This is a genomic window from Kitasatospora sp. NPDC048540 (assembly GCF_040651175.1).
Taxonomy (GTDB): domain Bacteria; phylum Actinomycetota; class Actinomycetes; order Streptomycetales; family Streptomycetaceae; genus Kitasatospora.
The window spans coordinates 26,901-48,391 of the sequence record NZ_JBEZIR010000024.1; the positions used below are offsets into that span (position 1 = coordinate 26,901).

General features: G+C 74.6%; 19 protein-coding genes and 3 tRNA genes. 20 read left to right on the forward strand and 2 right to left on the reverse strand.

Translation table 11 applies throughout. From position 1 onward, the window contains the following. The first annotated feature begins 45 nt into the window (after window positions 1–45). The 10 genes from AB0D08_RS12535 to AB0D08_RS12580 all read left to right on the forward strand — a co-directional run bounded on the left by AB0D08_RS12535 (window position 46) and on the right by AB0D08_RS12580 (window position 12,446). A complete protein-coding gene (locus AB0D08_RS12535; RefSeq protein WP_033819998.1) occupies window positions 46–810 on the forward strand; it encodes a TIGR03936 family radical SAM-associated protein in 765 nt (254 codons plus the stop codon). 453 nt (window positions 811–1,263) lie between these two features. Beyond that, window positions 1,264–4,872, forward strand: coding sequence for an Rne/Rng family ribonuclease (locus AB0D08_RS12540; protein ID WP_359888263.1), 3,609 nt, complete (start codon window positions 1,264–1,266; stop codon window positions 4,870–4,872). 232 nt (window positions 4,873–5,104) lie between these two features. Next, window positions 5,105–5,422 (forward strand): 50S ribosomal protein L21, encoded by a 318-nt coding sequence (gene rplU / locus AB0D08_RS12545; protein ID WP_033818965.1) that lies wholly within the window; start codon window positions 5,105–5,107, stop codon window positions 5,420–5,422. A gap of 12 nt (window positions 5,423–5,434) precedes the next feature. Continuing rightward, window positions 5,435–5,692 (forward strand): 50S ribosomal protein L27, encoded by a 258-nt coding sequence (rpmA, locus tag AB0D08_RS12550; protein ID WP_033818964.1) that lies wholly within the window; start codon window positions 5,435–5,437, stop codon window positions 5,690–5,692. A gap of 111 nt (window positions 5,693–5,803) precedes the next feature. Beyond that, a complete protein-coding gene (gene obgE, locus AB0D08_RS12555) occupies window positions 5,804–7,279 on the forward strand; it encodes a GTPase ObgE (RefSeq protein ID WP_359888266.1) in 1,476 nt (491 codons plus the stop codon). Between the two features lie 126 nt (window positions 7,280–7,405). Continuing rightward, window positions 7,406–8,542: a glutamate 5-kinase gene (gene proB, locus AB0D08_RS12560; protein WP_033818962.1), complete on the forward strand. Its 1,137-nt coding sequence runs from the start codon at window positions 7,406–7,408 to the stop codon at window positions 8,540–8,542. 78 nt (window positions 8,543–8,620) lie between these two features. Next, window positions 8,621–9,124: a hypothetical protein gene (locus tag AB0D08_RS12565; protein ID WP_033818961.1), complete on the forward strand. Its 504-nt coding sequence runs from the start codon at window positions 8,621–8,623 to the stop codon at window positions 9,122–9,124. Between the two features lie 85 nt (window positions 9,125–9,209). Continuing rightward, a complete protein-coding gene (locus AB0D08_RS12570; protein WP_033818960.1) occupies window positions 9,210–10,520 on the forward strand; it encodes a glutamate-5-semialdehyde dehydrogenase in 1,311 nt (436 codons plus the stop codon). A gap of 156 nt (window positions 10,521–10,676) precedes the next feature. After that, window positions 10,677–11,261 carry a hypothetical protein gene (locus AB0D08_RS12575; protein ID WP_033818959.1) on the forward strand — a complete coding sequence of 195 codons (585 nt, stop codon included), beginning with the start codon at window positions 10,677–10,679 and terminating at the stop codon, window positions 11,259–11,261. 129 nt (window positions 11,262–11,390) lie between these two features. Beyond that, entirely contained in the window at window positions 11,391–12,446 is a 1,056-nt protein-coding gene (locus AB0D08_RS12580; RefSeq protein WP_033818958.1) for a hypothetical protein, read from the forward strand. Between the two features lie 70 nt (window positions 12,447–12,516). Here the strand turns inward: AB0D08_RS12580 and AB0D08_RS12585 are convergent, their stop codons facing one another. After that, window positions 12,517–13,602 carry a M48 family metallopeptidase gene (locus AB0D08_RS12585; protein WP_033818957.1) on the reverse strand — a complete coding sequence of 362 codons (1,086 nt, stop codon included), beginning with the start codon at window positions 13,600–13,602 and terminating at the stop codon, window positions 12,517–12,519. A gap of 256 nt (window positions 13,603–13,858) precedes the next feature. On the opposite strand from AB0D08_RS12585, the gene AB0D08_RS12590 reads away from it, so the two are divergent. The 8 genes from AB0D08_RS12590 to AB0D08_RS12625 all read left to right on the forward strand — a co-directional run bounded on the left by AB0D08_RS12590 (window position 13,859) and on the right by AB0D08_RS12625 (window position 18,465). Further along, entirely contained in the window at window positions 13,859–14,005 is a 147-nt protein-coding gene (locus AB0D08_RS12590; RefSeq protein ID WP_199520277.1) for a hypothetical protein, read from the forward strand. A gap of 186 nt (window positions 14,006–14,191) precedes the next feature. Next, a complete protein-coding gene (locus AB0D08_RS12595) occupies window positions 14,192–14,347 on the forward strand; it encodes a hypothetical protein (protein WP_199520276.1) in 156 nt (51 codons plus the stop codon). 98 nt (window positions 14,348–14,445) lie between these two features. Further along, complete coding sequence (gene nadD, locus AB0D08_RS12600; RefSeq protein ID WP_033818956.1) at window positions 14,446–15,072, forward strand: nicotinate-nucleotide adenylyltransferase; 627 nt, start codon at window positions 14,446–14,448, stop codon at window positions 15,070–15,072. A gap of 16 nt (window positions 15,073–15,088) precedes the next feature. Next, window positions 15,089–16,975: a LytR C-terminal domain-containing protein gene (locus tag AB0D08_RS12605; RefSeq protein WP_359888271.1), complete on the forward strand. Its 1,887-nt coding sequence runs from the start codon at window positions 15,089–15,091 to the stop codon at window positions 16,973–16,975. A 110-nt stretch (window positions 16,976–17,085) separates the two neighbouring features. Further along, entirely contained in the window at window positions 17,086–17,532 is a 447-nt protein-coding gene (gene rsfS, locus AB0D08_RS12610; RefSeq protein WP_033820980.1) for a ribosome silencing factor, read from the forward strand. Beyond that, window positions 17,529–18,176, forward strand: coding sequence for a histidine phosphatase family protein (locus AB0D08_RS12615; protein ID WP_033820979.1), 648 nt, complete (start codon window positions 17,529–17,531; stop codon window positions 18,174–18,176). Before rsfS ends, AB0D08_RS12615 begins: the two co-directional genes overlap by 4 nt. A 107-nt stretch (window positions 18,177–18,283) precedes the next feature. Further along, window positions 18,284–18,356, forward strand: a tRNA-Ala gene (locus AB0D08_RS12620). Between the two features lie 36 nt (window positions 18,357–18,392). After that, window positions 18,393–18,465: transfer RNA gene (locus tag AB0D08_RS12625), tRNA-Ala, on the forward strand. A gap of 69 nt (window positions 18,466–18,534) precedes the next feature. Here the strand turns inward: AB0D08_RS12625 and AB0D08_RS12630 are convergent. Next, window positions 18,535–19,476: a helix-turn-helix transcriptional regulator gene (locus tag AB0D08_RS12630; protein WP_359888274.1), complete on the reverse strand. Its 942-nt coding sequence runs from the start codon at window positions 19,474–19,476 to the stop codon at window positions 18,535–18,537. A 309-nt stretch (window positions 19,477–19,785) separates the two neighbouring features. On the opposite strand from AB0D08_RS12630, the gene AB0D08_RS12635 reads away from it, so the two are divergent. Both AB0D08_RS12635 and AB0D08_RS12640 read left to right on the forward strand, forming a co-directional pair. Then, a tRNA-Ala gene (locus AB0D08_RS12635) sits at window positions 19,786–19,858 on the forward strand. A 154-nt stretch (window positions 19,859–20,012) separates the two neighbouring features. Next, entirely contained in the window at window positions 20,013–21,302 is a 1,290-nt protein-coding gene (locus tag AB0D08_RS12640) for a hypothetical protein (RefSeq protein WP_051812634.1), read from the forward strand. Window positions 21,303–21,491 lie beyond the last annotated feature (189 nt).

A 21,491-nucleotide genomic window follows, 5' to 3' on the forward strand; every position in this document is an offset into this window, starting at 1 on the left:
ACCCTGGCACGCCGCACGCCCGACGGTCCGCCGCCCGCTCCGACGGTGCAGCGCATCCGTCTGCGCTACACCAAGCGCGGCCGTCTGCGATTCACCAGCCACCGGGACTTCCAACGCGCCTTCGAGCGCGCGCTGCGCCGCTCGGCCGTCCCCATGGCGTACTCCGCGGGCTTCACCCCGCACCCCAAGGTCTCGTACGCCAACGCCGCCCCGACCGGGGTCGCCAGCGAGGCCGAGTACCTGGAGATCGGCCTGGCCGAGTTCCGCGACCCGGAGCAGCTGCGCGCGCAGCTCGACGAGTCGCTCCCGCCCGGCCTGGACGTGATCGACGCGGTCGAGGTGCGCACCCCGCACTTCGTGGAGCGCCTGGAGGCCTCGGTGTGGCAGCTGCGCCTTGACGGCGTGGCGCACGAGGAGGCCGGCCGCGCGGTCTCCGCCTTCCTCGCGGCCGACGCCGTCGAGGTCCAGCGCCAGACCAAGAACGGCATGCGGGTCTTCGACGCCCGCGGTGCCGTCGCCGGTCTGGAGGTTGTTCCGCCGCAGACGGGGAATGGTAACGACACCGGTACGGACGGTACCGGTGATGTTCGGACCACCGGTCCCTGTGCGATACTGCGGCTGGTAGTACGACACGCCACACCCGCCGTACGACCCGACGACGTTTTGTCCGGTCTCCGTGCGACGGCCGACCTGGCGCCGCCGGTCCCCGCTGAGGTGACCAGGCTGGCGCAGGGGCCGCTCGACGAGGAGTCCGGCACGGTGACCGACCCGCTGGCGCTCGACCGCGCAGCGGCCACGGACGGCCAGTAGCGGCCTCCTGGCTGCGCGCATCCGCGTCCGCCGGGCGGGCGGGAGCCCCGGTCCGGAGCAACTCCGGTCCTGCGGCTCCCCGGGCCCCGCGGCTCCCCAGGGGAGCGAGCGCCGTCGCACATGAAGGCCAGCCCTTGCGGCCGGCCGACCCGGATGGTCGGCCGGCCCGAGGATCCTTCCTCCGGCCCGCAACCGGGCCGGAGGGCCCGCCTGGCAGCCAACCAGGCCGGCTCCGGAGTGGCCCGGACAACTGAGAAGACTGGCCCAGACCAGAAGACTTTCGACACCCCGCACCGTGCGGGGCGCCGAGCGAGACTACGAGCCCCTGTGCGGCCTCGCGTCCGCACGGCGGCACCGTGGGAGTCGGTCCGCGAGCATCGCGACCGACCGGAACCCCGGTGCCCCGCCGTGCTCGGATGCGGAGCCCGGGGGCCTGACGGGAGATCCACCCGCATGCTCGAGAACACCGACCCGCAGTCCGCTGCGGAACCGGCCGACCACGACGCCGACGGCTCCGCCGCGGCCGCTCCGCCGCGCCGTCGCCGCCGGGCGGTCTCCCGCCCGGCCGGTGCGCCGCAGGGGGCCGCCGCCGACACCGCCGAGACGGTCGTCCCTGCCGACGCCCCCGGCGCCGAGACCCCCGCCGAGCCCGAGGCGCCCGCCGCCGAGGCCGCGCCGGAGAAGCCGGTCCGGGCCCGCCGTACCCGTAAGCGCGTCGAGGCCCCGGCCGGTGCGCCGGAGGCCGCCGAGGCCGCCGCCACCGAGACCCCCGCGGTCGAGGCGCCGGCCACCGAAGCACCCGCCGTCGAGGCGCCCGCCGCCGAGGCCGAGGCCGCGCCGGAGAAGCCCGCCCGCGCCCGCCGTACCCGTAAGCGCGCCGAGGCCCCGGTCCGGACGCCGGCCGCCGAGGCCGTCACCGAGCCGGCCGCCGAGGCCGCGCCGGAGCCGGTCGCCGAGCCGGTCGCCGAGGAGGCCCCGGCCCGCCGTCCGCGCCGTCGCCGGGTCGTCGAGGCCGCCCCCGTGGTGGCCGAGCAGGCCCCGCCGGCCGCGGTCGTCGAGCCCGCCGCTCCCGTCGAGGAGCCGGTCGAGGAGACCGAGGAGGAGGCCGAGGAGCAGGCCGCCGCGCAGGCCGAGGCCCCCGCGCCGGCCGCCGCGCCCGCCGAGGCGGAGCCGCCGCAGCGGGTCCGCCGCCGCGCCGTGCGCCCGTCCACCGCAATCTTCCAGGCGCCGGTCTTCCAGGAGCCCACGCCGTTCGTCGCCGCGCCCGGCCAGCCGGCCGCGCAGGCCGCCGCCGCCCAGCCCGCCGGCGCGTCCGTGCAGCCGGCCAAGGCCGCCAAGGCTGCCAAGGCCGCCCCGGCGAAGGCCGCGCCCGCGCCGGCCGCCGAGGGCGACGACGAGTTCGAGTACAGCGGCGTCGGCCGCCGCCGCCGCGTCCGCACCTCGGTGCGGGTCCGCCCGGAGGGCAGGCCGCAGGCCGAGCCCCGGCAGGAGCCCCGCCAGGAGCCCCGCCAGGAGGTCCGGGCGCAGCAGCCGGAGCCGGCCGCCGTCGAGGCGCCCGCCGAGGCTCCCGCGACCGGCCCGGACACCGAGGCGGAGTGGGACGAGGACGGTCGTCCGTCCCGCCGCCGCCGTCGTGGTGGCCGCCGTCGCCGCCGCGGTGAGAGCGACGAGAGCGAGAACGAGACCGAGGGCGACACCGAGACGGTGACCGCGGACACCGCGGACGAGCAGCCGGCCGCTGCCGCCGCCGGGGCGGACGAGGACGACGAGGACGACGACGACCTCGCGGCCGGCCTGTCCTCGTCGCGCCGTCGCCGCCGTCGCCGCAGTGGCGAGAGCGGTGTCGAGGTGGCCGCCGAGACCACCGAGGACGGCGTCCGGACCGTGGTGAAGGTGCGCGAGCCGCGCCGCCGCTCCACCGAGCCGGCCTTCGACCCGGACGAGGTGCAGTCCATCAAGGGCTCCACCCGTCTGGAGGCGAAGAAGCAGCGCCGCCGTGAGGGCCGTGAGCTGGGCCGCCGCCGGGTGCCGATCATCACCGAGGCCGAGTTCCTGGCCCGCCGGGAGTCGGTCGAGCGGGTGATGGTGGTCCGCCAGAACGGCCAGCGCACCCAGATCGGCGTCCTGGAGGACGGCGTGCTCGTCGAGCACTACGTCAACAAGGAGCAGGCCACCAGCTACGTCGGCAACGTCTACCTGGGCAAGGTCCAGAACGTGCTGCCGTCGATGGAGGCCGCCTTCGTCGACATCGGCAAGGGCCGCAACGCGGTGCTGTACGCCGGTGAGGTCAACTTCGGTGCGCTGGGCCACGGCGGCCCGCGCCGGATCGAGTCGGTGCTCAAGTCCGGCCAGTCCGTGCTGGTCCAGGTCTCCAAGGACCCGATCGGCCACAAGGGCGCCCGGCTGACCAGCCAGATCTCGCTGCCCGGCCGCTACCTGGTCTACGTGCCCGAGGGCTCGATGACCGGTATCAGCCGCAAGCTCCCGGAGAACGAGCGCGCCCGCCTGAAGCAGATCCTCAAGAAGATCGTCCCGGACGACGCGGGCGTCATCGTGCGCACCGCCGCCGAGGGCGCCAGCGAGGACGAGCTCACCCGCGACGTGCAGCGCCTGCAGGCGCAGTGGGAGGAGATCCAGAAGAAGGCCGCCACCGGCAACGCCCCGGCGCTGCTGTACGGCGAGCCGGACATGACCGTCCGGGTCGTGCGCGACATCTTCAACGAGGACTTCAGCAAGGTCATCGTCAGCGGCGCCGAGGCGTGGAGCACCATCCACGAGTACGTCGGCGGCGTGGCCCCCGACCTCGCGGACCGGCTGCAGCGCTGGACCTCGGACGTCGACGTGTTCGCCACCTACCGGATCGACGAGCAGCTGATGAAGGCGCTGGACCGCAAGGTCTGGCTGCCCAGCGGCGGTTCGCTGGTGATCGACCGGACCGAGGCGATGGTCGTGGTCGACGTCAACACCGGCAAGTTCGTCGGCCAGGGCGGGAACCTCGAGGAGACCGTCACCCGCAACAACATCGAGGCGGCCGAGGAGATCGTCCGTCAGCTGCGGCTGCGCGACCTCGGCGGCATCATCGTGATCGACTTCATCGACATGGTGCTGGAGTCCAACCGCGACCTGGTGCTGCGGCGCCTGCTGGAGTGCCTGGGCCGGGACCGGACCAAGCACCAGGTGGCCGAGGTCACTTCGCTGGGCCTGGTCCAGATGACCCGCAAGCGGGTCGGCCAGGGCCTGCTGGAGTCCTTCTCCGAGTCCTGCGTGCACTGCAACGGGCGCGGCGTCATCGTCCACATGGACCAGCCGCACACCCACGGCGGTGGCGGCCACACCGCGGCGGCCGGCGAGAGCGCCGCCGCGGGCGGCAGCAAGCGCCGCCGTCGCGGCAAGGGCGGCGCGGGCCAGGGCGAGCCGGAGGGCCTGGAGGCCGCCGGCACCGAGTCCGAGGCGCCGTTCGAGTCCGAGGCCGAGGCCGAGGAGACCTTCGAGCTGGTCGAGCGGGAGCCCGCGGCGCAGCCGGAGCCCGTGGCCGAGGAGCCGGCCGCGCCGGCCGAGGCTGCGGAGCCCGTCGCCCGGCCGAGCCTGGTCGAGATCCCGGCCGCCGCGCCGGCGGCCGGCCGCACCCGCCGCCGGGCGGTCCGCAAGGCGACGGCTCCGGCCGGTGCGCCGGGCGGAGCCGAGATCGTGGTGCTGCAGGCGCGGGCCGACGCCGTGGTCGAGGCCGCGCTGACGGCCGCGGCCCAGGTGCAGCCGGAGCCGGCGGCCCCGGCCGAGGAGCCGGCCTCCGAGGCGCCGGTCGCCGAGGTCGTCGAGGTCGAGGCCGTCGAGGTCGAGGCCCCGGCCGTCGAGGCCGCCGAGGAGCAGGCTGCGGAGGAGCAGGCCGAGGAGGCCCCCGCTCCGAAGAAGCGGGCGCCCCGCAAGGCCGCTGCGAAGAAGACCACGGCCGCGAAGAAGACGACCGCGGCCAAGAAGACCACCGCCCGCAAGACCGCCACCAAGCGGACCGGCGCGGCGGCCAAGAAGGCCGCGGCCGCCGAAGGTGATACGGCGTCCGAGTAAGCCCCGGGTGCCGGCCGGGTCCCGTTCCGCGGGGCCCGGCCGGCGCCGGGTAGGGTCCGGTTTGCCCGTAGGGCGGTCGGTCCGTATTCTTGACCCTTGGCGTGTTTGACGCCGCGCTCCCGAGCAGATCACCTCCCGGGTTCAGCCCTGCTGGCCCGGGGGAGGCCCCTGTGTCCGTACCCAGGTGGCTGGCATCGGCGAGTTCCGACCGAGTACAGAAAGTGGGTACCGCATGTACGCGATCGTTCGCGCAGGCGGCCGCCAGCACAAGGTCGCCGTCGGCGACGTGCTGGAGATTGACCGTATTGAGGCCAAGGCGGGTGACTCGGTCGAGCTCTCGACCATCCTCATCGTCGACGGTGACGCTGTCACCTCCGACCCGTGGGTGCTCGCCGGCGTGAAGGCTCACGCCGAGGTCGTGGACCAGACCAAGGGTGAGAAGATCGTCATCCTGCGCTACAAGAACAAGACCGGCTACCGCCGCCGCCAGGGTCACCGTCAGCAGCACACCGCTGTGCGGATCACCAGCATCGACTCCGTCAGCAAGTAAGGGGATAGCGAGATGGCACACAAGAAGGGCGCAAGCTCTACCCGTAACGGCCGTGACTCGAACGCCCAGCGCCTCGGCGTCAAGCGCTTCGGCGGCCAGGTCGTCAGCGCCGGCGAGATCATCGTCCGCCAGCGCGGCACCCACTTCCACCCGGGTGCCGGCGTCGGCCGCGGTGGCGACGACACCCTGTTCGCGCTGACCGCCGGTGCGGTCCAGTTCGGCAACCGTCGTGGCCGCCGCGTCGTCAACATCGTGGCCGTCGAGGCCTGAGTCTGCTGACCCTGGGTCAAGACTCACAGTGAAGGGTGGGCCGGGGATGACCCGGTCCACCCTTCATGCTTTACCGCAGGACCCCATTTCTTCGCACTGGAGGCACATCCCATGACCACCTTCGTGGACCGCGTCGAGCTGTACGTCGCCGCGGGTAACGGGGGCCACGGCTGCGCCTCCGTGCACCGGGAGAAGTTCAAGCCGCTCGGCGGTCCCGACGGCGGCAACGGGGGTGAGGGCGGCAGCGTCATCCTCACCGTGGACTCGCAGGTCACCACCCTGCTCGAGTACCACCACTCGCCCAAGCGCAAGGCCACCAACGGCAAGCCCGGCGCGGGCGGCCACCGGACCGGCGCGGACGGCCAGGACCTGGTCCTGCCCGTCCCGGACGGCACCGTGGTCCTCGACAAGAAGGGCAACGTGCTCGCCGACCTGGTCGGCCACGGCACCAGCTACGTCGCCGCCGCCGGCGGCCGCGGCGGCCTCGGGAACTCCGCGCTGTCCTCGGCCCGCCGCAAGGCCCCCGGCTTCGCGCTGCTCGGCGAGCCCGGCGAGGCCGGCGACATCGTGATGGAGCTCAAGTCCGTCGCCGACGTCGCCCTGGTCGGCTACCCGAGCGCGGGCAAGTCCTCGCTGATCTCGGTCCTCTCGGCCGCCAAGCCGAAGATCGCGGACTACCCGTTCACCACCCTGATCCCCAACCTCGGCGTGGTCACCGCCGGCGACACGGTCTACACCATCGCCGACGTCCCCGGTCTGATCCCCGGCGCCAGCCAGGGCCGCGGCCTGGGCCTGGAGTTCCTGCGGCACGTCGAGCGCTGCGAGGTGCTGGTGCACGTGCTGGACTGCGCCACCCTGGAGCCCGGCCGCGACCCGCTGACCGACCTGGAGACCATCGAGGCCGAACTCGCCGCGTACGGCGGGCTGGAGGACCGGCCGCGACTGGTCGCGCTGAACAAGACCGACGTCCCGGACGGCCAGGACATCGCCGACCTCACCCGGGCCTCCCTGGAGGAGCGCGGCTACCGCGTCTTCGAGGTCTCCGCGCTCGCCCACAAGGGCCTGCGGGAGCTGAACTACGCGCTGGCGCAGATCGTCGCCGAGTCCCGGGCCGCCAAGCCGCTGCAGGAGTCGACCCGGATCGTGCTGCGGCCCGCCGCCGTCGACGACGCGGGCTTCACCATCACCGAGGAGGACGGCGCGTACCGCATCCGCGGTACCAAGCCGGAGCGCTGGGTGCGCCAGACCGACTTCTCCAACGACGAGGCGGTCGGCTACCTCGCGGACCGGCTGGCCCGGCTCGGCGTCGAGGACCAGCTGTGGAAGGTGGGCGCCCAGGAGGGCGACACCGTCATCATCGGTCCCGAGGACAACGCCGTGGTCTTCGACTGGGAGCCGACCATGGCCGCCGGTGCGGAGATGCTCGGCCGCCGCGGCGAGGACCACCGGATGGAGACCCAGCGCCCGGCCGTCGACCGGCGCCGGGAGAAGCAGAAGACCCGCGACGCCGCCGAGGCGGAGTACCTCGCCTACGAGGCGCTCTCCTCCGGCCGGCAGGCCCTCGAGGGCGACGACGAGGACTACTGACCCCGGGCGGGCCGGGGCGGTGGCCGCCTCGTCCTGAGGGGTGAAATGCCGTACGGGCCCGTCGCCCGGATCGCGTAGATTGCGGTCCGAGCGGCGGGCTCGATCCAGTACGACCGGAGGGCACTGATGACGGATCAGACACTGCGGCAGGAGGTCCTGGCCGCACGGCGGATCGTCGTCAAGGTCGGCTCCTCCTCCCTCACCACGGCGGCCGGGGGCCTGGACGCCGACCGGGTGGACGCGCTGGTCGACGCCCTCGCCAAGGTCCGCAGCCGCCCGGACGCGCCGGACGTGGTGCTGGTCTCCTCCGGCGCCATCGCGGCGGGCCTGGCCCCGCTCGGCCTGGACAAGCGCCCCAGCGACCTGGCCCGGCAGCAGGCCGCCGCCAGCGTCGGCCAGGGGCTGCTGGTGGCCCGGTACACGGCCTCCTTCGCCCGGTACGGCGTGCGGGTCGGCCAGGTGCTGCTGACCGCCGAGGACGCCAGCCGGCGCGCGCACTACCGCAACGCCTACCGGACCCTGGACCAGCTGCTGGCGATGGGCGCGATGCCGGTCGTCAACGAGAACGACACCGTCGCCACCGCCGAAATCAAGTTCGGTGACAACGACCGGCTGGCCGCCCTGGTCGCCCACCTGGTCCGGGCCGACCTGCTGGTGCTGCTCTCCGACGTGGACGGCCTGTACGACGGCGACCCGAGCCGGCCCGGCACCAGCCGGATCGAGCTGGTGCGCGGCCCGCAGGACCTGGACGGCATCGAGATCGGCAGCGCCGGCAAGGCCGGGGTGGGCACCGGCGGCATGGTGACGAAGATCGAGGCCGCCCGGATCGCCACCGGCGCGGGCATCCCGGTGGTGCTGACCGCCGCCAGCCACGCCGCCGACGCCCTGGCCGGCCGCCCCACCGGCACCCTGTTCCGGCGCACCGGCAGCCGCTCCGCGGACCGGCTGCTGTGGCTGGAGCACGCCTCGACCCCGCGCGGCGCGCTGCACCTGGACGCCGGTGCGGTGGAGGCGGTGGTGCACGGAGGGAAGTCGCTGCTGCCCGCCGGGGTGACCCGGGTGGACGGCGACTTCACCGCGGGTGATCCGGTGGACCTTCTTGGTGAAAACGGCCACATCGTGGGCCGCGGACTGGTCAACTTTGATGCGAGGGAGTTGCCCCGTCTGCTCGGCCGGTCCACCCGAGAACTGGCCCAGGAGCTCGGAGCCGAGTACGAGCGCGAGGTCGTCCACCGTGACGACCTGGTCGTCCTGCGCGGCTGACGGAAGGCCCCGAGGGGGAGTGGGTCAGGCGGGCCCGGCCGGGTCCGGACAGTGTCGTCGCCGAACAGGAGGCCGCCGGTGGGACGCAGGCTCCAGGGAGCACTGCCCGGAGAGACGGCGCAGCGGAGACTGACCAGCATCGAGGGCGGCCGCCGCGCGGACCAGGCGCCGCAGCTGCAACCGCGCGAGGCCGTCCGGGAGTTGCACCCGCGCGAGGAGGACGAGCAGCCGCAGCCGGAGCAGGGCCGGCTGTGGCACGTGGTGCTCAGCGTGGCCGGCCGGGCCACCCCGCTCGGTGAGCTGCGGGCGGCGCTGGAGCGTCTCGCGTACGACCACTCGTTCTTCCTGACGGCCCGCTACGCCACCGACCACGCGGAGATCCGCTACTGGGAGGAGGCCCGCGACCTGCACGACGCGGCGGCGATAGCCCTGCGGCTGTGGGGGGAGCACAAGGGCTCGGCCAACCTGCCGCCGTGGGAGATCGTCGGCCTCGAGGTGGTCGACCGCCCGACGTACCACAAGCGGGTCGCCGAGGGCTTCGGCGATCCGCCGCCGCACCTGGGCGGCGTGCACCCGTACTGAGCGCGGGCCCGTGGCGGGCCCGGCGGCCGTCTCACCGGACAGGACGGATCGTGGGTCCGGGCGGCGCAGTCGCTACCCTTTCGGCATGAGCGACCACGCCACCACCGACAGCCCCGTCCTCGCCGCCGCGCGCCGTGCCCGGGAGGCGGCCGCCGAGCTCGCCCCGCTGCCGCGCCGCGTCAAGGACACCGCGCTGCTGGCGGTCGCGGACGCCCTGACCGCCCGCAGCGCCGAGATCACCGCGGCCAACGCCGAGGACGTCGCCCGCGCCCGGCAGGCCGGCACCGCCGAGTCGGTGATCGACCGGCTCACCCTCACCGAGGAGCGGATCGCCGCCATCGCCGCCGACGTGCGGGACGTCGCCGCGCTGCCCGACCCGGTCGGCGAGGTGGTGCGCGGCTACACCCTGCCCAACGGCCTGGACGTGCGCCAGGTGCGGGTCCCGCTCGGCGTGGTGGGCATCATCTACGAGGCCCGGCCCAACGTCACGGTGGACGCCGCCGCGCTGTGCCTGAAGTCCGGCAACGCAGTCCTGCTGCGCGGCTCCGCCTCCGCGTACCGCTCCAACACCGCGCTGGTCGCCGTCGTCCGGGACGCGCTCGGCGCCGCGGGCCTGCCCGCCGACGCGGTCCAGCTGGTGCCCGGCGAGAGCCGGGACTCGGTGCAGGAGCTGATGCGCGCCCGCGGCCTGGTGGACGTGCTGATCCCGCGCGGCGGCGCCGCGCTGATCAAGGCCGTGGTGGAGGGTTCCACCGTGCCGGTGATCGAGACCGGTACCGGCAACTGCCACGTCTACGTCGACGCCGACACCGACCTGGCGATGGCGGTCGGCATCCTGCTGAACTCCAAGGCGCAGCGGGTCAGTGTCTGCAACTCGGCGGAGACGCTGCTGGTGCACGCCGACGTCGCGGACGAGTTCCTGCCGCCGGCGCTCGCCGCGCTGGCCGCGGCCGGGGTCACCGTGCACGGCGACGAGGCGGTGCTCAAGGCCGCCGAGGGGTCGGCGGCGACCGTGGTGCCCGCCACCGACGAGGACTGGGCGGCGGAGTACCTGTCGCTGGACCTGGCCGCCGCCGTGGTGCCGTCGCTGGACGCCGCGGTCGCGCACATCCGCCGCTGGTCCTCGGGCCACACCGAGGCGATCGTGACCACCTCGCAGGCGGCGGCCCGCCGCTTCACCCAGCTGGTGGACGCCACCACGGTGGCCGTCAACGCCTCGACGCGGTTCACCGACGGCGGTGAGTTCGGCTTCGGCGCGGAGATCGGCATCTCCACCCAGAAGCTGCACGCCCGCGGTCCGATGGGCCTGCCGGAGCTGACCTCGACCAAGTACATCGTGACCGGTGACGGCCATGTCCGGGGCGAGGCGACCCAGACGGTCGGCTCCGGCTCCTGAGACCGGCCGGACCGGGCCGGACCCTGCCGGGCCCGCCCGCCGGACCCGTCGGACGGGACCCGCGGGCGGGGAGAACCGGCTGATCGGGACATCCTTGTGACGGAGCAACTGGCCGGAGACCCGGACAAACGGGCCGCCCGGTAATACGCTGAATCCGTGGCTGACGATGTGGGGGGTTCGCCGTACCCCGACGGCGCCGATCACGGTGGTGCGGACGACGAGTTCGCCACCGTGGTCTTCGACGAGGCGTTCGTCCGGTCCGCCGCGGTCCACGAGCCGAGCGCGCTGGAGCGGCAGCTGGCCGCCGCCGAGGCGCGGTTCGAGCCGGACGCGGTCGGCACCGGCCGGGGCTACGAGTTGACGACCTCGGGGGAGGGGCTGCCGCTCGAGCTGCGCCCGCACCCGCGAGGTCTCGACGACGACCGGCTGTACCCGGATCCGTGGTCCGGGCTGGACCGCTCCAGGCGCCGTTCGCGCTGGGGGCGCCCGGTCCGCCCGCACCCCTCGGCCGCCCACCGCGGCCGGGACGTCGCGCAGCAGCGCTGGCACCGGCCGGTGGCCTGGGTGCTGGCGGTGGTGATGGGCGTCGGGGTGGTGGCGGTGGCGGTGGCCGCGATCTACCGGGGCACCGGCGGCGGCACGGGCGGGTCCCCGCTGCGGCCGGAGGGCGGTAGCAGCAGCTCGGGCGCCGCGGTCGACCCGACGCCGGCCCCGGCGGTGGCCGTGGTGCGGTCCGGCTGACCGCACCCGCCGGTCCGGCCGGCCCGCCGGTCCGCCCGGTCGCGGACGCGCCGGGCGGGCGTCACCGGTGCGGCCGGAAGTTCTGCACGGCCCCTCGTACCGCGCGGGGCCCGCGTCTACCCTGGTGGTATGGGTGACCCGCGCGAGCCTCCCGAGGGTACCCCCGAGGGCGGTTCCGGCAACGAGGACGAGTTCCGATCCGTGGTCTTCGACGAATCGTTCGTCCGCGCTGCCCGGATCCAGGAGCTGTCCGCCCAGGAGCGGCTGGGGCCCGACCACCCGCGGGCGACCCGGCCCCGGATCGGCTTCGGCCCGATGGGCTCGCTGCCCCGACAGGCGGTCGCGCTGCTGCTCGTCGTGGTGCTGGCGTTCGCCGCCGCGGTGTACTTCGGGGTGAGCTCCCCGCACCGGGCCGGTGTGGTGCCGAGCGGCAGCCAGCTCTCCTCGACCATGGTGGCGCTCAGCCCGCCGGTCCCGGTCCCGGCCGTCGCCGACCAGGCCGACCCGTTCGCCGGCCTGCCGACCGGGTACGCCGACGGGGCCGCCGGACTCGGGGTGCCGGCCGCCTCCGCGACCGCGCACTTCACCCGCACCGAGGTGGCCCGGGCGCTGGACACCGTGCAGAGCTACCTGGTGGCCTCCGCGCTCTCCCCGGCGACGCTGGTGCAGTCGGACACGGCGCAGGCCAGGGCGCTGGTGACGGCCGGGGAGCTGACCCAGTACGACGACAGCGTCAAGGCGCCGCGGGACGACCGCCGCCACGCCGCCACCGGCTGGCTGGTGCGGTTCGACCCGGGCCAGGTGGCGCTGGCGTCGCAGACCGTGAAGGCGGCCGGTTCGATGGTGGTGACCGAGGCGGACAGCGGGACGCTGGAGGTGGCCGCCGACCACACCTTCGTGTACGCGCTGCGGCCGGCCGGTACCGCGCAGTCGTCCGCCGCCCTGTTCACGGTCCGGCGGGAGCTGCGCTTCGAGTTCGAGCACGGCGACGTCGCGGTGGCCCGGCTGCGGCTGGTCGACGCGGTGGTGCAGGCCGGGCCGACCTCCTGCGGCGCGTTCACGGCGGGCTACCTGCAGCCGCTGCCGGCCGGTGCGGCGGGGACCGCCCCGGTGCCGGTCAGCCCGGCCGACCACACCCACCCGGCGTGGCAGGTGTGCGGGGTGCTCGGGCCGCCGACGGGCTGACCCCGGCGGAACCACGACGCGAACGGGCCCGGGAGCAGCCGCTCCCGGGCCCGCGGTGGCGCGGCGGTGGTCAGCCGGCGCTGTCGGCGCCGTCCCCCTGGCGCCCGTCCCCGGCCGGGGAGCCGGCGGCGCCCCGGGCACCGGCGAAGGTGTCGCGCAGCTTGCCGCCGACCGTGCCGACCCCGCCGGCGACGTCGCGCAGCAGGCCCATCAGCGGGTCCTTGCTGTCCTTGACCGACTGCGAGTAGGAGTCGGCCGCGGCCTTCCACTGCGCGCCGACCGAGGTGTTCGGGTCGTCGCCGCGGCGCGGGTAGGCGCCGGCCAGGATCGAGCGGTACTCCTCGCTCTCCGCCCACTTCTTCAGCTTGGCCACCCGCACCACCGCGAACGGGTGGGTCTGCGGCAGCACCTGCAGCAGCTTGAGCACGCCGTCGCGCAGATCGCCCGCCCGGTCGTACTCCTCGGCCTGCTCCAGGAACGCGTCCACGTTCATCTCGGCCAGGTTGTGGCCGCCCGCCAGCTTCATCAGGCCGCGCATCGAGGCCTGGAGGTCCTGGCCGGCCAGCAGGCCGGCCCGGTCGCAGGACAGCTCGGCCTTGCGGAACCACTCCTTGAGGGCGGTGATGACCGCGGTGATCGCCAGGTTGCCCAGCGGCAGCCAGGCGATCCGGGCCGCGATGTTGGTGAGGATCAGCAGCATCGTCCGGTAGACGGCGTGGCCGGACATCGCGTGCCCGACCTCGTGGCCGACCACGGCGCGCAGCTCCTCCTCGTCGAGCAGGTCGACCAGACCGCTGGTCAGCACGATGATCGGGGTGTCCATCCCGATGCACATCGCGTTGACCGCCGGGTCCTGGGTCACGTACAGGTCCGGGACCTGCTCCAGGTCCAGCACGTACGCGGCGTCGCGGACCATGTCGTACAGCTCGGGGAACTGCCGCTCGGAGGCCTTCACGGCGGTGGCCAGGAACATCAGCCGGACGCTGCGCTCGGAGACCAGGCCGGCGAGCTTCTTCAGGACGTCGTCGAAGCCGCTCAGCCGGCGCAGGGCGACCAGCGCCGAACGGTCCGCCGGGTGCTCCCAGGCCCGGGTCGAGATCTCCGGGAAGCGCTGGCGGCGCCGGCTCGGCGCGGTCTCCTTGGTGAGATCGGACATGCTCTGAGTACCTCCTGGTCGATGCCGGCACCGGCTCCCCGGCCCCCGCTGCTGTTGGCTCCAACTGGCTTCAACGCCCGTGGGCGTGTACTCGTCCCCGGCCCGACACGCTACGCCCGGCCGGTGCGGCGCGCGGAGCCCGGTGCGGGGCCCGGGCGCCGGGCCGCCGTAAACCCGTCTACCCTGGCAGGGCCGGCCCCGGTGACCCGACCGGGCGGCCGGGCAGCAGCCCGTAGCAAGCCCGAGGAGCCCGACGATGTCCCCTGCCACCCTGGCCCACCTGGCCGGCCCGATCTCGACCGAGAACGGCCCGGGCCTGTTCCTGCGGATCATCGTGGTGGCGTCCTTCGTCGGCGTCGGCCTGCTGGCCTGGCTGCTGGTCCGGGCCGGCCGCGACAACTGAACCCCGCGGGCCGCCCGGTCCGCACTGACGGCCCGTCGGGCCGACGGTCCGCCAGCACACCCGCTCCACCGGGTGGACGCGGTGGGCCGCCGAGCGGTTGCGGTGACGGCCCCCGTACGATGAGCCCGCAGGCCGACCCGGCCCGCACCCCTGGTCCGTCACCGAGCCGAGAAGGTCCTGCCGACCATGAGCCACGCCGCACTGTCCGCCCTCACCCAGCTCGCCGCCGAGTCCGAGGGGGGCAACCACGACAGCCTCAACCCGTACCTGACCGGCGGGTCCGCGCTGTTCATCCTGCTGCTCCTGCTCTTCGTGACCACCCGCTTCAACCGCGACCGCTGATCCGGGCGGCCGCTCGGGGCCCCGGTCCGGGGCCCCGCGGGCCGGGTACGGACTCGGGCTGTCCCGGTGGTCATCCGGGTCGCGTAAGGTGTGGCGCCATGAGAGAGCAGGCCGGGACCGCGGAGCGCGCGGCGAAGAGGCGACTCGGCGTGATGGGCGGCACCTTCGACCCCATCCACCACGGCCACCTGGTCGCCGCCAGCGAGGTCGCGAGCGCGTTCCACCTCGACGAGGTGATCTTCGTGCCGACCGGGCAGCCGTGGCAGAAGTCCGAGCGCACGGTCTCCGCCGCCGAGGACCGCTACCTGATGACGGTCATCGCCACCGCGGAGAACCCGCAGTTCTCGGTCAGCCGGATCGACCTCGACCGCACCGGACCGACCTACACCGTGGACACCCTGCGCGACCTGCGGGCGCTCCACCCCGACGCCGAGCTGTTCTTCATCACCGGCGCCGACGCCCTCGCGCAGATCCTCTCCTGGCGGGACTCCGAAGAACTCTTCGAGCTCGCCCACTTCATCGGCTGCACCCGCCCGGGGCACACTCTCTCCGACGCCGGACTGCCGGTCGGCGGGGTCTCCCTGGTCGAGGTGCCCGCGCTGGCCATCTCCTCCACCGACTGCCGCCTGCGGGTCGCCAAGGGCGAACCGGTCTGGTACCTGGTGCCGGACGGCGTCGTCCGTTACATCGACAAGCGGGCGCTCTACGCGCCGGCCCAGCCATGAACCCGGGAGGGGCGGCGTGACCGGATCCGCGAACCGAGGCGGCCAGGACGACGAGGCCTGGTACCCGCACCAGCAGCAGCCCTACCAGCAGCAGCCCTACCAGCAGCAGCCGTACCAGGACCACTACCAGGACCGGGCGTACCAGGAGCAGCCCTACCAGGGGCAGGGGTACGCCCAGGACCAGTACCAGCAGGGGTACTACGAGCAGCCGCAGACCTACCGGCCCGAGCCCGACCAGGGTTACCCGCAGTACGGTCAGCAGCCCGCCCAGCCGCAGGGGTACGCCCAGGACCACTACCAGCAGGGCCACTACCCCCAGGGCCAGTACCAGCAGCAGCCGTACCAGCCGGAGGCCTACCGGCAGGAGAGCGGCTACCCGCAGTACGGGCAGCGGCAGGCCCACCAGCAGGTCCAGCAGCAGGTCCAGCCGCAGGCGTACGGGCAGGACCCGTACGCGGCGGCTCCGCCGCAGCAGGCCGCGCAGGCGGCGCCCCCGGCCCAGCAGGTGCCGCAGCAGGTACCGCAGCAGGCGCCGCCGCGGCCGCGCCCGGCGGCGCCCGCCGCCCCGGCCGCGCCCGAGCAGCCGTCCGAGCAGGTCGGCGGACGCCGGAACGCGCGGCCGCCCCAGGACGGCAAGGACAGCAAGGACAACTACGCCACCGGCGAGTTCACCTTCGTGGACGAGCAGGCGGAGGAGTCCGAGGACGTCATCGACTGGCTGAAGTTCGCCGAGTCGCGCAGCGAGGTCCGGGCCGAGCGGCGCCGCCGGCTGCGCAACCGGCTGGTCGGCGTGCTGGTGGTGCTCGCGGTGCTGGCCGGCGGCGTTTTCGGCTACCTGTGGTGGGACGGCCGGTTCGGCGGGAGCGACGCGGCCGCGGTCGCGGGCGACCGGCAGGTCACCGTGGTGCACCTGCGCGACCTGCAGGGGAAGGTCTCCACCGCGCTGCTGGTGAACGACGCGGCCGGTCACAAGGGTTCGGTGCTGATGCTGCCGGACACCCTCAAGCTGCCCGGCACCGGCGACACCGGTGTCACCACGGTCGGCCAGTCACTGGACGCCATCGGCGCCTCCGCCACCCGGGAGGGCCTGAGCACGGTGCTCGGCGCCCCGGTGGCCGGCACCTGGCGGCTGGACACCCCGTACCTGGAGCTGCTGGTCGCCCAGCTGGGCGGGGTGGCGGTGGACACCGACGTCGAGGTGCGCGACGGCAACAAGCCGGACGGCAGGGTGCTGGCGCCCGCCGGCAAGGGCGTGATGCTGAGCGGGAAGGCCTCGGTGGCGTACGCCACCTACCAGGCGCCGACCGAGGGCCGGGACGCCCAGCTCGCCCGCTTCGGCAAGGTGATGGAGGCGGTGCTGCGCACCATGCCCACCGACCTGGCGGAGTCCACCGACGACGTGCACCGGATGAACGCGGTGCTGGACCCGTCCCTGCCGGAGAAGAAGCTCGGCGGGGTGCTGGCGCTGCTGGCCGGGCAGGCCAAGGCCGGACACCTGTCCGGCAGCACCCTGAAGACGAAGCCGGACGGCACCCTGGACGAGGCGACGGCCGGCCAGCAGGTGAAGGAGATCCTCGGCGGGACGGTGAAGGCCGGGGCCGTGACCAGCACCGGCGGCACCTCGCGGGTGTCGGTGGTGAACGCCTCGGGCAACGACCAGAACGCCACCGCCGCCGGTGTCCAGGTGACCAACGCCGGCCTGGAGCTGGTGCCCAGCACCGCGAAGGCCGCCGCCCAGGCGGCCAGCGAGATCCGCTACACCGACGACGCGAAGGCCTCGGACGCCAAGGCCCTGGCGGGTGCGCTCGGCCTGCCGGAGACCGTGGTGAAGAAGGTCACCGACCCGCAGAACGCGGACCTGGTGGTGGTCCTCGGCAAGGACTACCAGGCGCCCAAGGCGTAGCGGCAGCCGCCGTCGAGGTGCCCGACCGGGGCCCGGATCCGTGCGATCCGGGCCCCGGCCCGTTCGTGAGATCCTGGAAGGCGTTAATGCCATCGAGCGGGAAGTACACCGTGACCGTCACAGACCACAGCCAGCAGCTCCTCAACGTCGCCGCCCAGGCGGCCGCGGACAAGCTGGCGCACGACATCATCGCCTTCGACGTGAGCGAGGTGCTGTCGATCACCGATGCGTTCCTGATCGCGTCGGCGGCCAACGACCGCCAGGTCCGCTCGATCGCCGAGGAGATCGAGGACCAGCTGCGCGAGCAGCTCGACATCAAGCCCGTGCGCCGCGAGGGCGAGCGCGAGGGCCGCTGGATCCTGCTGGACTACCTGGACATCGTGGTGCACGTCCAGCACTCCGAGGAGCGCTCGTTCTACTCCCTCGACCGGCTGTGGAAGGACTGCCCCGAGGTGCCGCTGCCGGCCGACGCGGTGGCCACCCGCAACCGGCCCGAGGACGCCGTCACCGACGCCGCGGGCAACGCCGTGTCCGCCGGCCCCGAGGACGAGAGCTGAGCCGCGCCGCGCGGGGGCCGCGCATCGTCTTCTGGCGGCACGGCCAGACGTCCTGGAACCTGGAGTCCCGGTTCCAGGGCAGCACCGACATCCCGCTGACCGAGCAGGGCGTCGAGCAGGCCCGGCGGTCCGCCCGGCTGCTGGCGGGCCTCCAGCCCGACCTGCTGATCTCCTCCGACCTCCAGCGCGCCCGGCACACCGCCGCCGAGCTGGCCCAGGTCACCGGGCTCGGGGTGGACCACCACGAGGGCCTGCGGGAGACCTACGCGGGCGAGTGGCAGGGGCTGACCAACGCCGAGATCCGGGCCCGCTACCCGGAGCAGTTCGAGGCCTGGGCGCAGGGGGAGCCGGTCCGCCGCGGGGGCGGCGAGCTGGCCACCGAGGTCGCCGACCGCGCGGTGCCGGTGGTGCTGGCCGCGGTCGAGAAGCTGCCGCAGGACGGGACGCTGGTGGTGGTCAGCCACGGCGGCACCATCCGCACCATGCTCGGGCGGCTGCTCGACCTCGACCCGGTGCACTGGGAGCGCTTCGGCGGCCTCTCCAACTGCTGCTGGTCGGTGCTCGGACAGGGCGCACGCGGCTGGCGGCTGCTGGAGCACAACGCGGGCACCCTCCCGCAACCGGTCATCGGCGACGAGACCTGAGGGTGAACCAGGGGCGATTTCGCAGTTCCGGCTCTGACCAGCTAGAGTCTTCCTCGTTCGCAGGCGAGGAACGCAGACCGAAAGGGAAGCGGGAATCGCGGGAACGCGGGGCTATAGCTCAGTTGGTAGAGCGCCTGCATGGCATGCAGGAGGTCTGGAGTTCGATTCTCCATAGCTCCACTCCGCACCGGTGGTCCGCAAGGGCGCACACGTCGCGGGGCTATAGCTCAGTTGGTAGAGCGCCTGCATGGCATGCAGGAGGTCTGGAGTTCGATTCTCCATAGCTCCACAGCGGAGCCGAAGGCCGCCACCCGATCCGGGTGGCGGCCTTCGTCGTACCCGGCCGGCGCTCCCGTGCTCACCCCGCGTCGGGCGCCAGGCCGTGCTCGGGTCCGTGCGCGTGCGGGGCCGGTGCCGCCGGCGGGCGCAGGTGCAGCCGTTCCAGCAGCGCCCGGTCGCCGGGCGTCCACGGGGTGTAGACGGTCAGCCGGCCCTCCGGCCCGGCGGGCGCCCCGAGCCGGGCCGCCCGCAGCCGCACCTCGCCGATCCCGGGGTGCCGCAGGACCGTCGGCCCGTCGTACGGCGGCGCGGCGTCCCGGCGCTCCCACAGGGTGCGGAACCGGGCGCTGACGCCCGCCAGCGCCCCGAGGAAGCCCTCCCAGGCCGGCTCGCCGACGTGCCGCCCGTACGCGGCGCGCAGGGCCGCCACCATGCGGGACAGCTCCTCGTCCGGCCGCACGAACGGTGTGCAGCACGCGGGCGTGGTGAACGCGCACCAGATGCTGTTGCGGCGGCCGTCCGGGGTGGCGGGCGCGACCGTGCGGGGGAACAGCAGGTCGTACGAGCGGTTGGTGAGCAGCAGGTCGTGGCGGCTGTTGCCGACCGCCGCGGGCAGCGGGTCCAGCTGGGCGAGGGTGAGCTCCACCGCCGGGTCCGGCGCCGGTCGCCGCGGTCCGGCCGGTCCGGCGGGCTCCACCCCGGCCAGCCGGAACAGGTGCTCGCGCTCGACCCGGTCCAGCCGCAGCGTCCGGGCCACCGCGTCCAGCGCCCGTTCGGCGGCGTCGACCGGCCTGCCCTGTTCCAGCCGCGTGTACCAGGTGATCCCCACCCCCGCGAGCTGCGCCAGCTCCTCCCGGCGCAGCCCCGGGGTCCGGCGGCGCTGCCCGGCCGGCAGGCCGACGTCCTCGGGCTGGATCCGCGCCCGGCGGGCCCTGAGGAAGGTGGCGAGCTCGTCCCGCCGCTGCTCCCGGCGCGGCGGCGGCCGGGTACCGGCGGTGAGGTGGTCCGACGTCGTCGTCATCCACCCATGCTCTCCCGCCGCGGTGCGGTGCGAGAGGCGCTTGCGGCAGCCCGGCCGGCAGGCCTTCACCACCGGTCACGGCAGCCCCGCGGGCGTGTTCCCTGACGGACCTTCAGTCCCGCCCCGGTGCCCCCCGTGCCCCCGCCGTCCCCGGCGGCACCGTCGCGTGCGCTCGCCGCGGCGGGGGCGGGCCCTCGGGGTGCTGATCAGAGGGGTGCGGGAGGGTCGGAAAGCGATTAGGGAGGCACCCCCGGGACCGTGTATTGTTGGCGATGTCGCCGGGGGAAACGCCGGGGACAGCGGTAACGAGGGGCTATAGCTCAGTTGGTAGAGCGCCTGCATGGCATGCAGGAGGTCTGGAGTTCGATTCTCCATAGCTCCACAGTTCCGGAAGGGCCGTCTCCTGCGGGAGGCGGCCCTTCTGGCGTTCCGTCAGCCGGCCGGCCCGTCAGACCGCCGTTCGGCGTCCACCGGGCTCCGGCAGGGCGTGGTGGGGGCCCTACCGGCGCGCGCGGTGCGCCGGATACGGTCGTGCCATGGCCGACCTGGCGCGCAAACGGAACGAAGAGCTGGCCCGGATACTCCACCAGCTGGGCTGGAGCCCCGAGCGGCTCGCCCGCGAGGTGAGCGCCATGCTGCCGCCCGGCCTCGCGATCAGCTCCACCGCACCGTACAAGTGGCGGGACCGGGGTATGGTGCCGCGCTCCCCGCACGACCAGACCGTCTGCGAGGTGCTCAGCCGCACCGTCGGCATCGCCGTCACCTACGAGCAGCTCTGGGGCCAGATGGGCGGCAGCCGCGGCGCCAAGGTGCTCTCGCCCCGGCTGCTGACCGACCCGTGGACGGCGGACACCGCGCAGACCGCGCTGCGCGAGGCGGGCGCCGACGCGGCGCCGGTCCGGCTCACCGACCTGTTCCGCGGCGACGAGCTGGAGCAGGCGGCCCGGCACTGGGCCTCCCCGCCGCCCGAGGTCACCGGCGGCGAGGGCGCCCTGCGGATCGCCCCCGAGCAGCTTGCCGACCTGCGGCTCTCGTACGACAGCAAGCAGCGCCTGGAGCGCGCCTACGGCGGCGGCCTGATCCTCGGCCCGGCCCGGGCCGAGCTGGCGATGGTCGGCAAGCTGCTGGAGCTCGGCCGCTACGGCGAGGGCCTCGGCCGGGAGCTGTACGGCGCGGCCGGGCGGCTGGCCCGGCTGGTCGGCTGGGCCAGCTACGACATGGGCAACGACGCCGCCGCCCAGCGGGCCTTCGTGGCGGCGCTGCGCGCCGCGCACGTCTCCGGGGACCCGCGGCTCGGGGTCAGCGTGGTCGGCTGCCTCGCCGTGCAGGCCACCTACAACTCCGGCGGGCGCGGACTGGACCCGGTCGCCATGCTCTCCACCGCGCTGCGCGCCGCCGACGAGGTGCTGACCCCCCGTGAGCGGGCCCTGCAGCTCGGCCGGATCGCCCGGGCGCACGGCAAGAAGGGCGAGCAGATCAGCGCGGAGGCGGTCGCCGAGCGGGCGTTCCAGGTCCTCGACGGCGAACCGGACCACGTCCAGGAACAGGCAGACCTGGAGGGCATGGTGGGGGAGGGCTACCTGTTCCTGGGCGAGCACGAGCCGGCCCGCCGGCTGCTCACCTCGGCCGTCGACGCGCTCTCGCCGGAGCGGGCCCGGGCCAGGGCGCTGCTGATGGTCCGGCTGGCCGACTCCTACCGGCGCACCGGGGAGCAGGAGGAGGCCGACCGGATCGCGGACGAGGCCCGGCTGCTGGCGGCCGGCATGCAGTCCGGGCGGGTGGCGCGGGCGCTGCGGGAGTTCGACGCGGCGGTGCGCGCCGGGTAGCAGCGGCGCCGCGGGGCGCCCGGAGTGGAGCGGGCGCGGGCGGCCGGGCCTCCACGGGCCGGACATCGGCCCGGCGGGCGGCCGGCCTTGCGGTACCCTGACCCCATGCGAACCGTGCGCCTGCTCCTTAGCCGGCCGCGCTGACCAGGACCGGCCGACGAGCCCGGGCGGGGGCCGGAGTCGGCGTGG

What these genes read in the sequence shown, in the direction of transcription:
- AB0D08_RS12640 (WP_051812634.1), top strand. Translation starts at nt 20,013, where the DNA reads ATGGCCGACCTGGCGCGCAAACGGAACGAAGAGCTGGCCCGGATACTC.
- obgE (WP_359888266.1), top strand. Translation starts at nt 5,804, where the DNA reads ATGACCACCTTCGTGGACCGCGTCGAGCTGTACGTCGCCGCGGGTAAC.
- rplU (WP_033818965.1), top strand. Translation starts at nt 5,105, where the DNA reads ATGTACGCGATCGTTCGCGCAGGCGGCCGCCAGCACAAGGTCGCCGTC.
- AB0D08_RS12595 (WP_199520276.1), top strand. Translation starts at nt 14,192, where the DNA reads ATGAGCCACGCCGCACTGTCCGCCCTCACCCAGCTCGCCGCCGAGTCC.
- AB0D08_RS12540 (WP_359888263.1), top strand. Translation starts at nt 1,264, where the DNA reads ATGCTCGAGAACACCGACCCGCAGTCCGCTGCGGAACCGGCCGACCAC.
- AB0D08_RS12585 (WP_033818957.1), bottom strand. Translation starts at nt 13,602, where the DNA reads ATGTCCGATCTCACCAAGGAGACCGCGCCGAGCCGGCGCCGCCAGCGC.
- AB0D08_RS12580 (WP_033818958.1), top strand. Translation starts at nt 11,391, where the DNA reads ATGGGTGACCCGCGCGAGCCTCCCGAGGGTACCCCCGAGGGCGGTTCC.
- AB0D08_RS12590 (WP_199520277.1), top strand. Translation starts at nt 13,859, where the DNA reads ATGTCCCCTGCCACCCTGGCCCACCTGGCCGGCCCGATCTCGACCGAG.
- AB0D08_RS12570 (WP_033818960.1), top strand. Translation starts at nt 9,210, where the DNA reads ATGAGCGACCACGCCACCACCGACAGCCCCGTCCTCGCCGCCGCGCGC.
- rpmA (WP_033818964.1), top strand. Translation starts at nt 5,435, where the DNA reads ATGGCACACAAGAAGGGCGCAAGCTCTACCCGTAACGGCCGTGACTCG.
- proB (WP_033818962.1), top strand. Translation starts at nt 7,406, where the DNA reads ATGACGGATCAGACACTGCGGCAGGAGGTCCTGGCCGCACGGCGGATC.
- nadD (WP_033818956.1), top strand. Translation starts at nt 14,446, where the DNA reads ATGAGAGAGCAGGCCGGGACCGCGGAGCGCGCGGCGAAGAGGCGACTC.
- AB0D08_RS12630 (WP_359888274.1), bottom strand. Translation starts at nt 19,476, where the DNA reads ATGACGACGACGTCGGACCACCTCACCGCCGGTACCCGGCCGCCGCCG.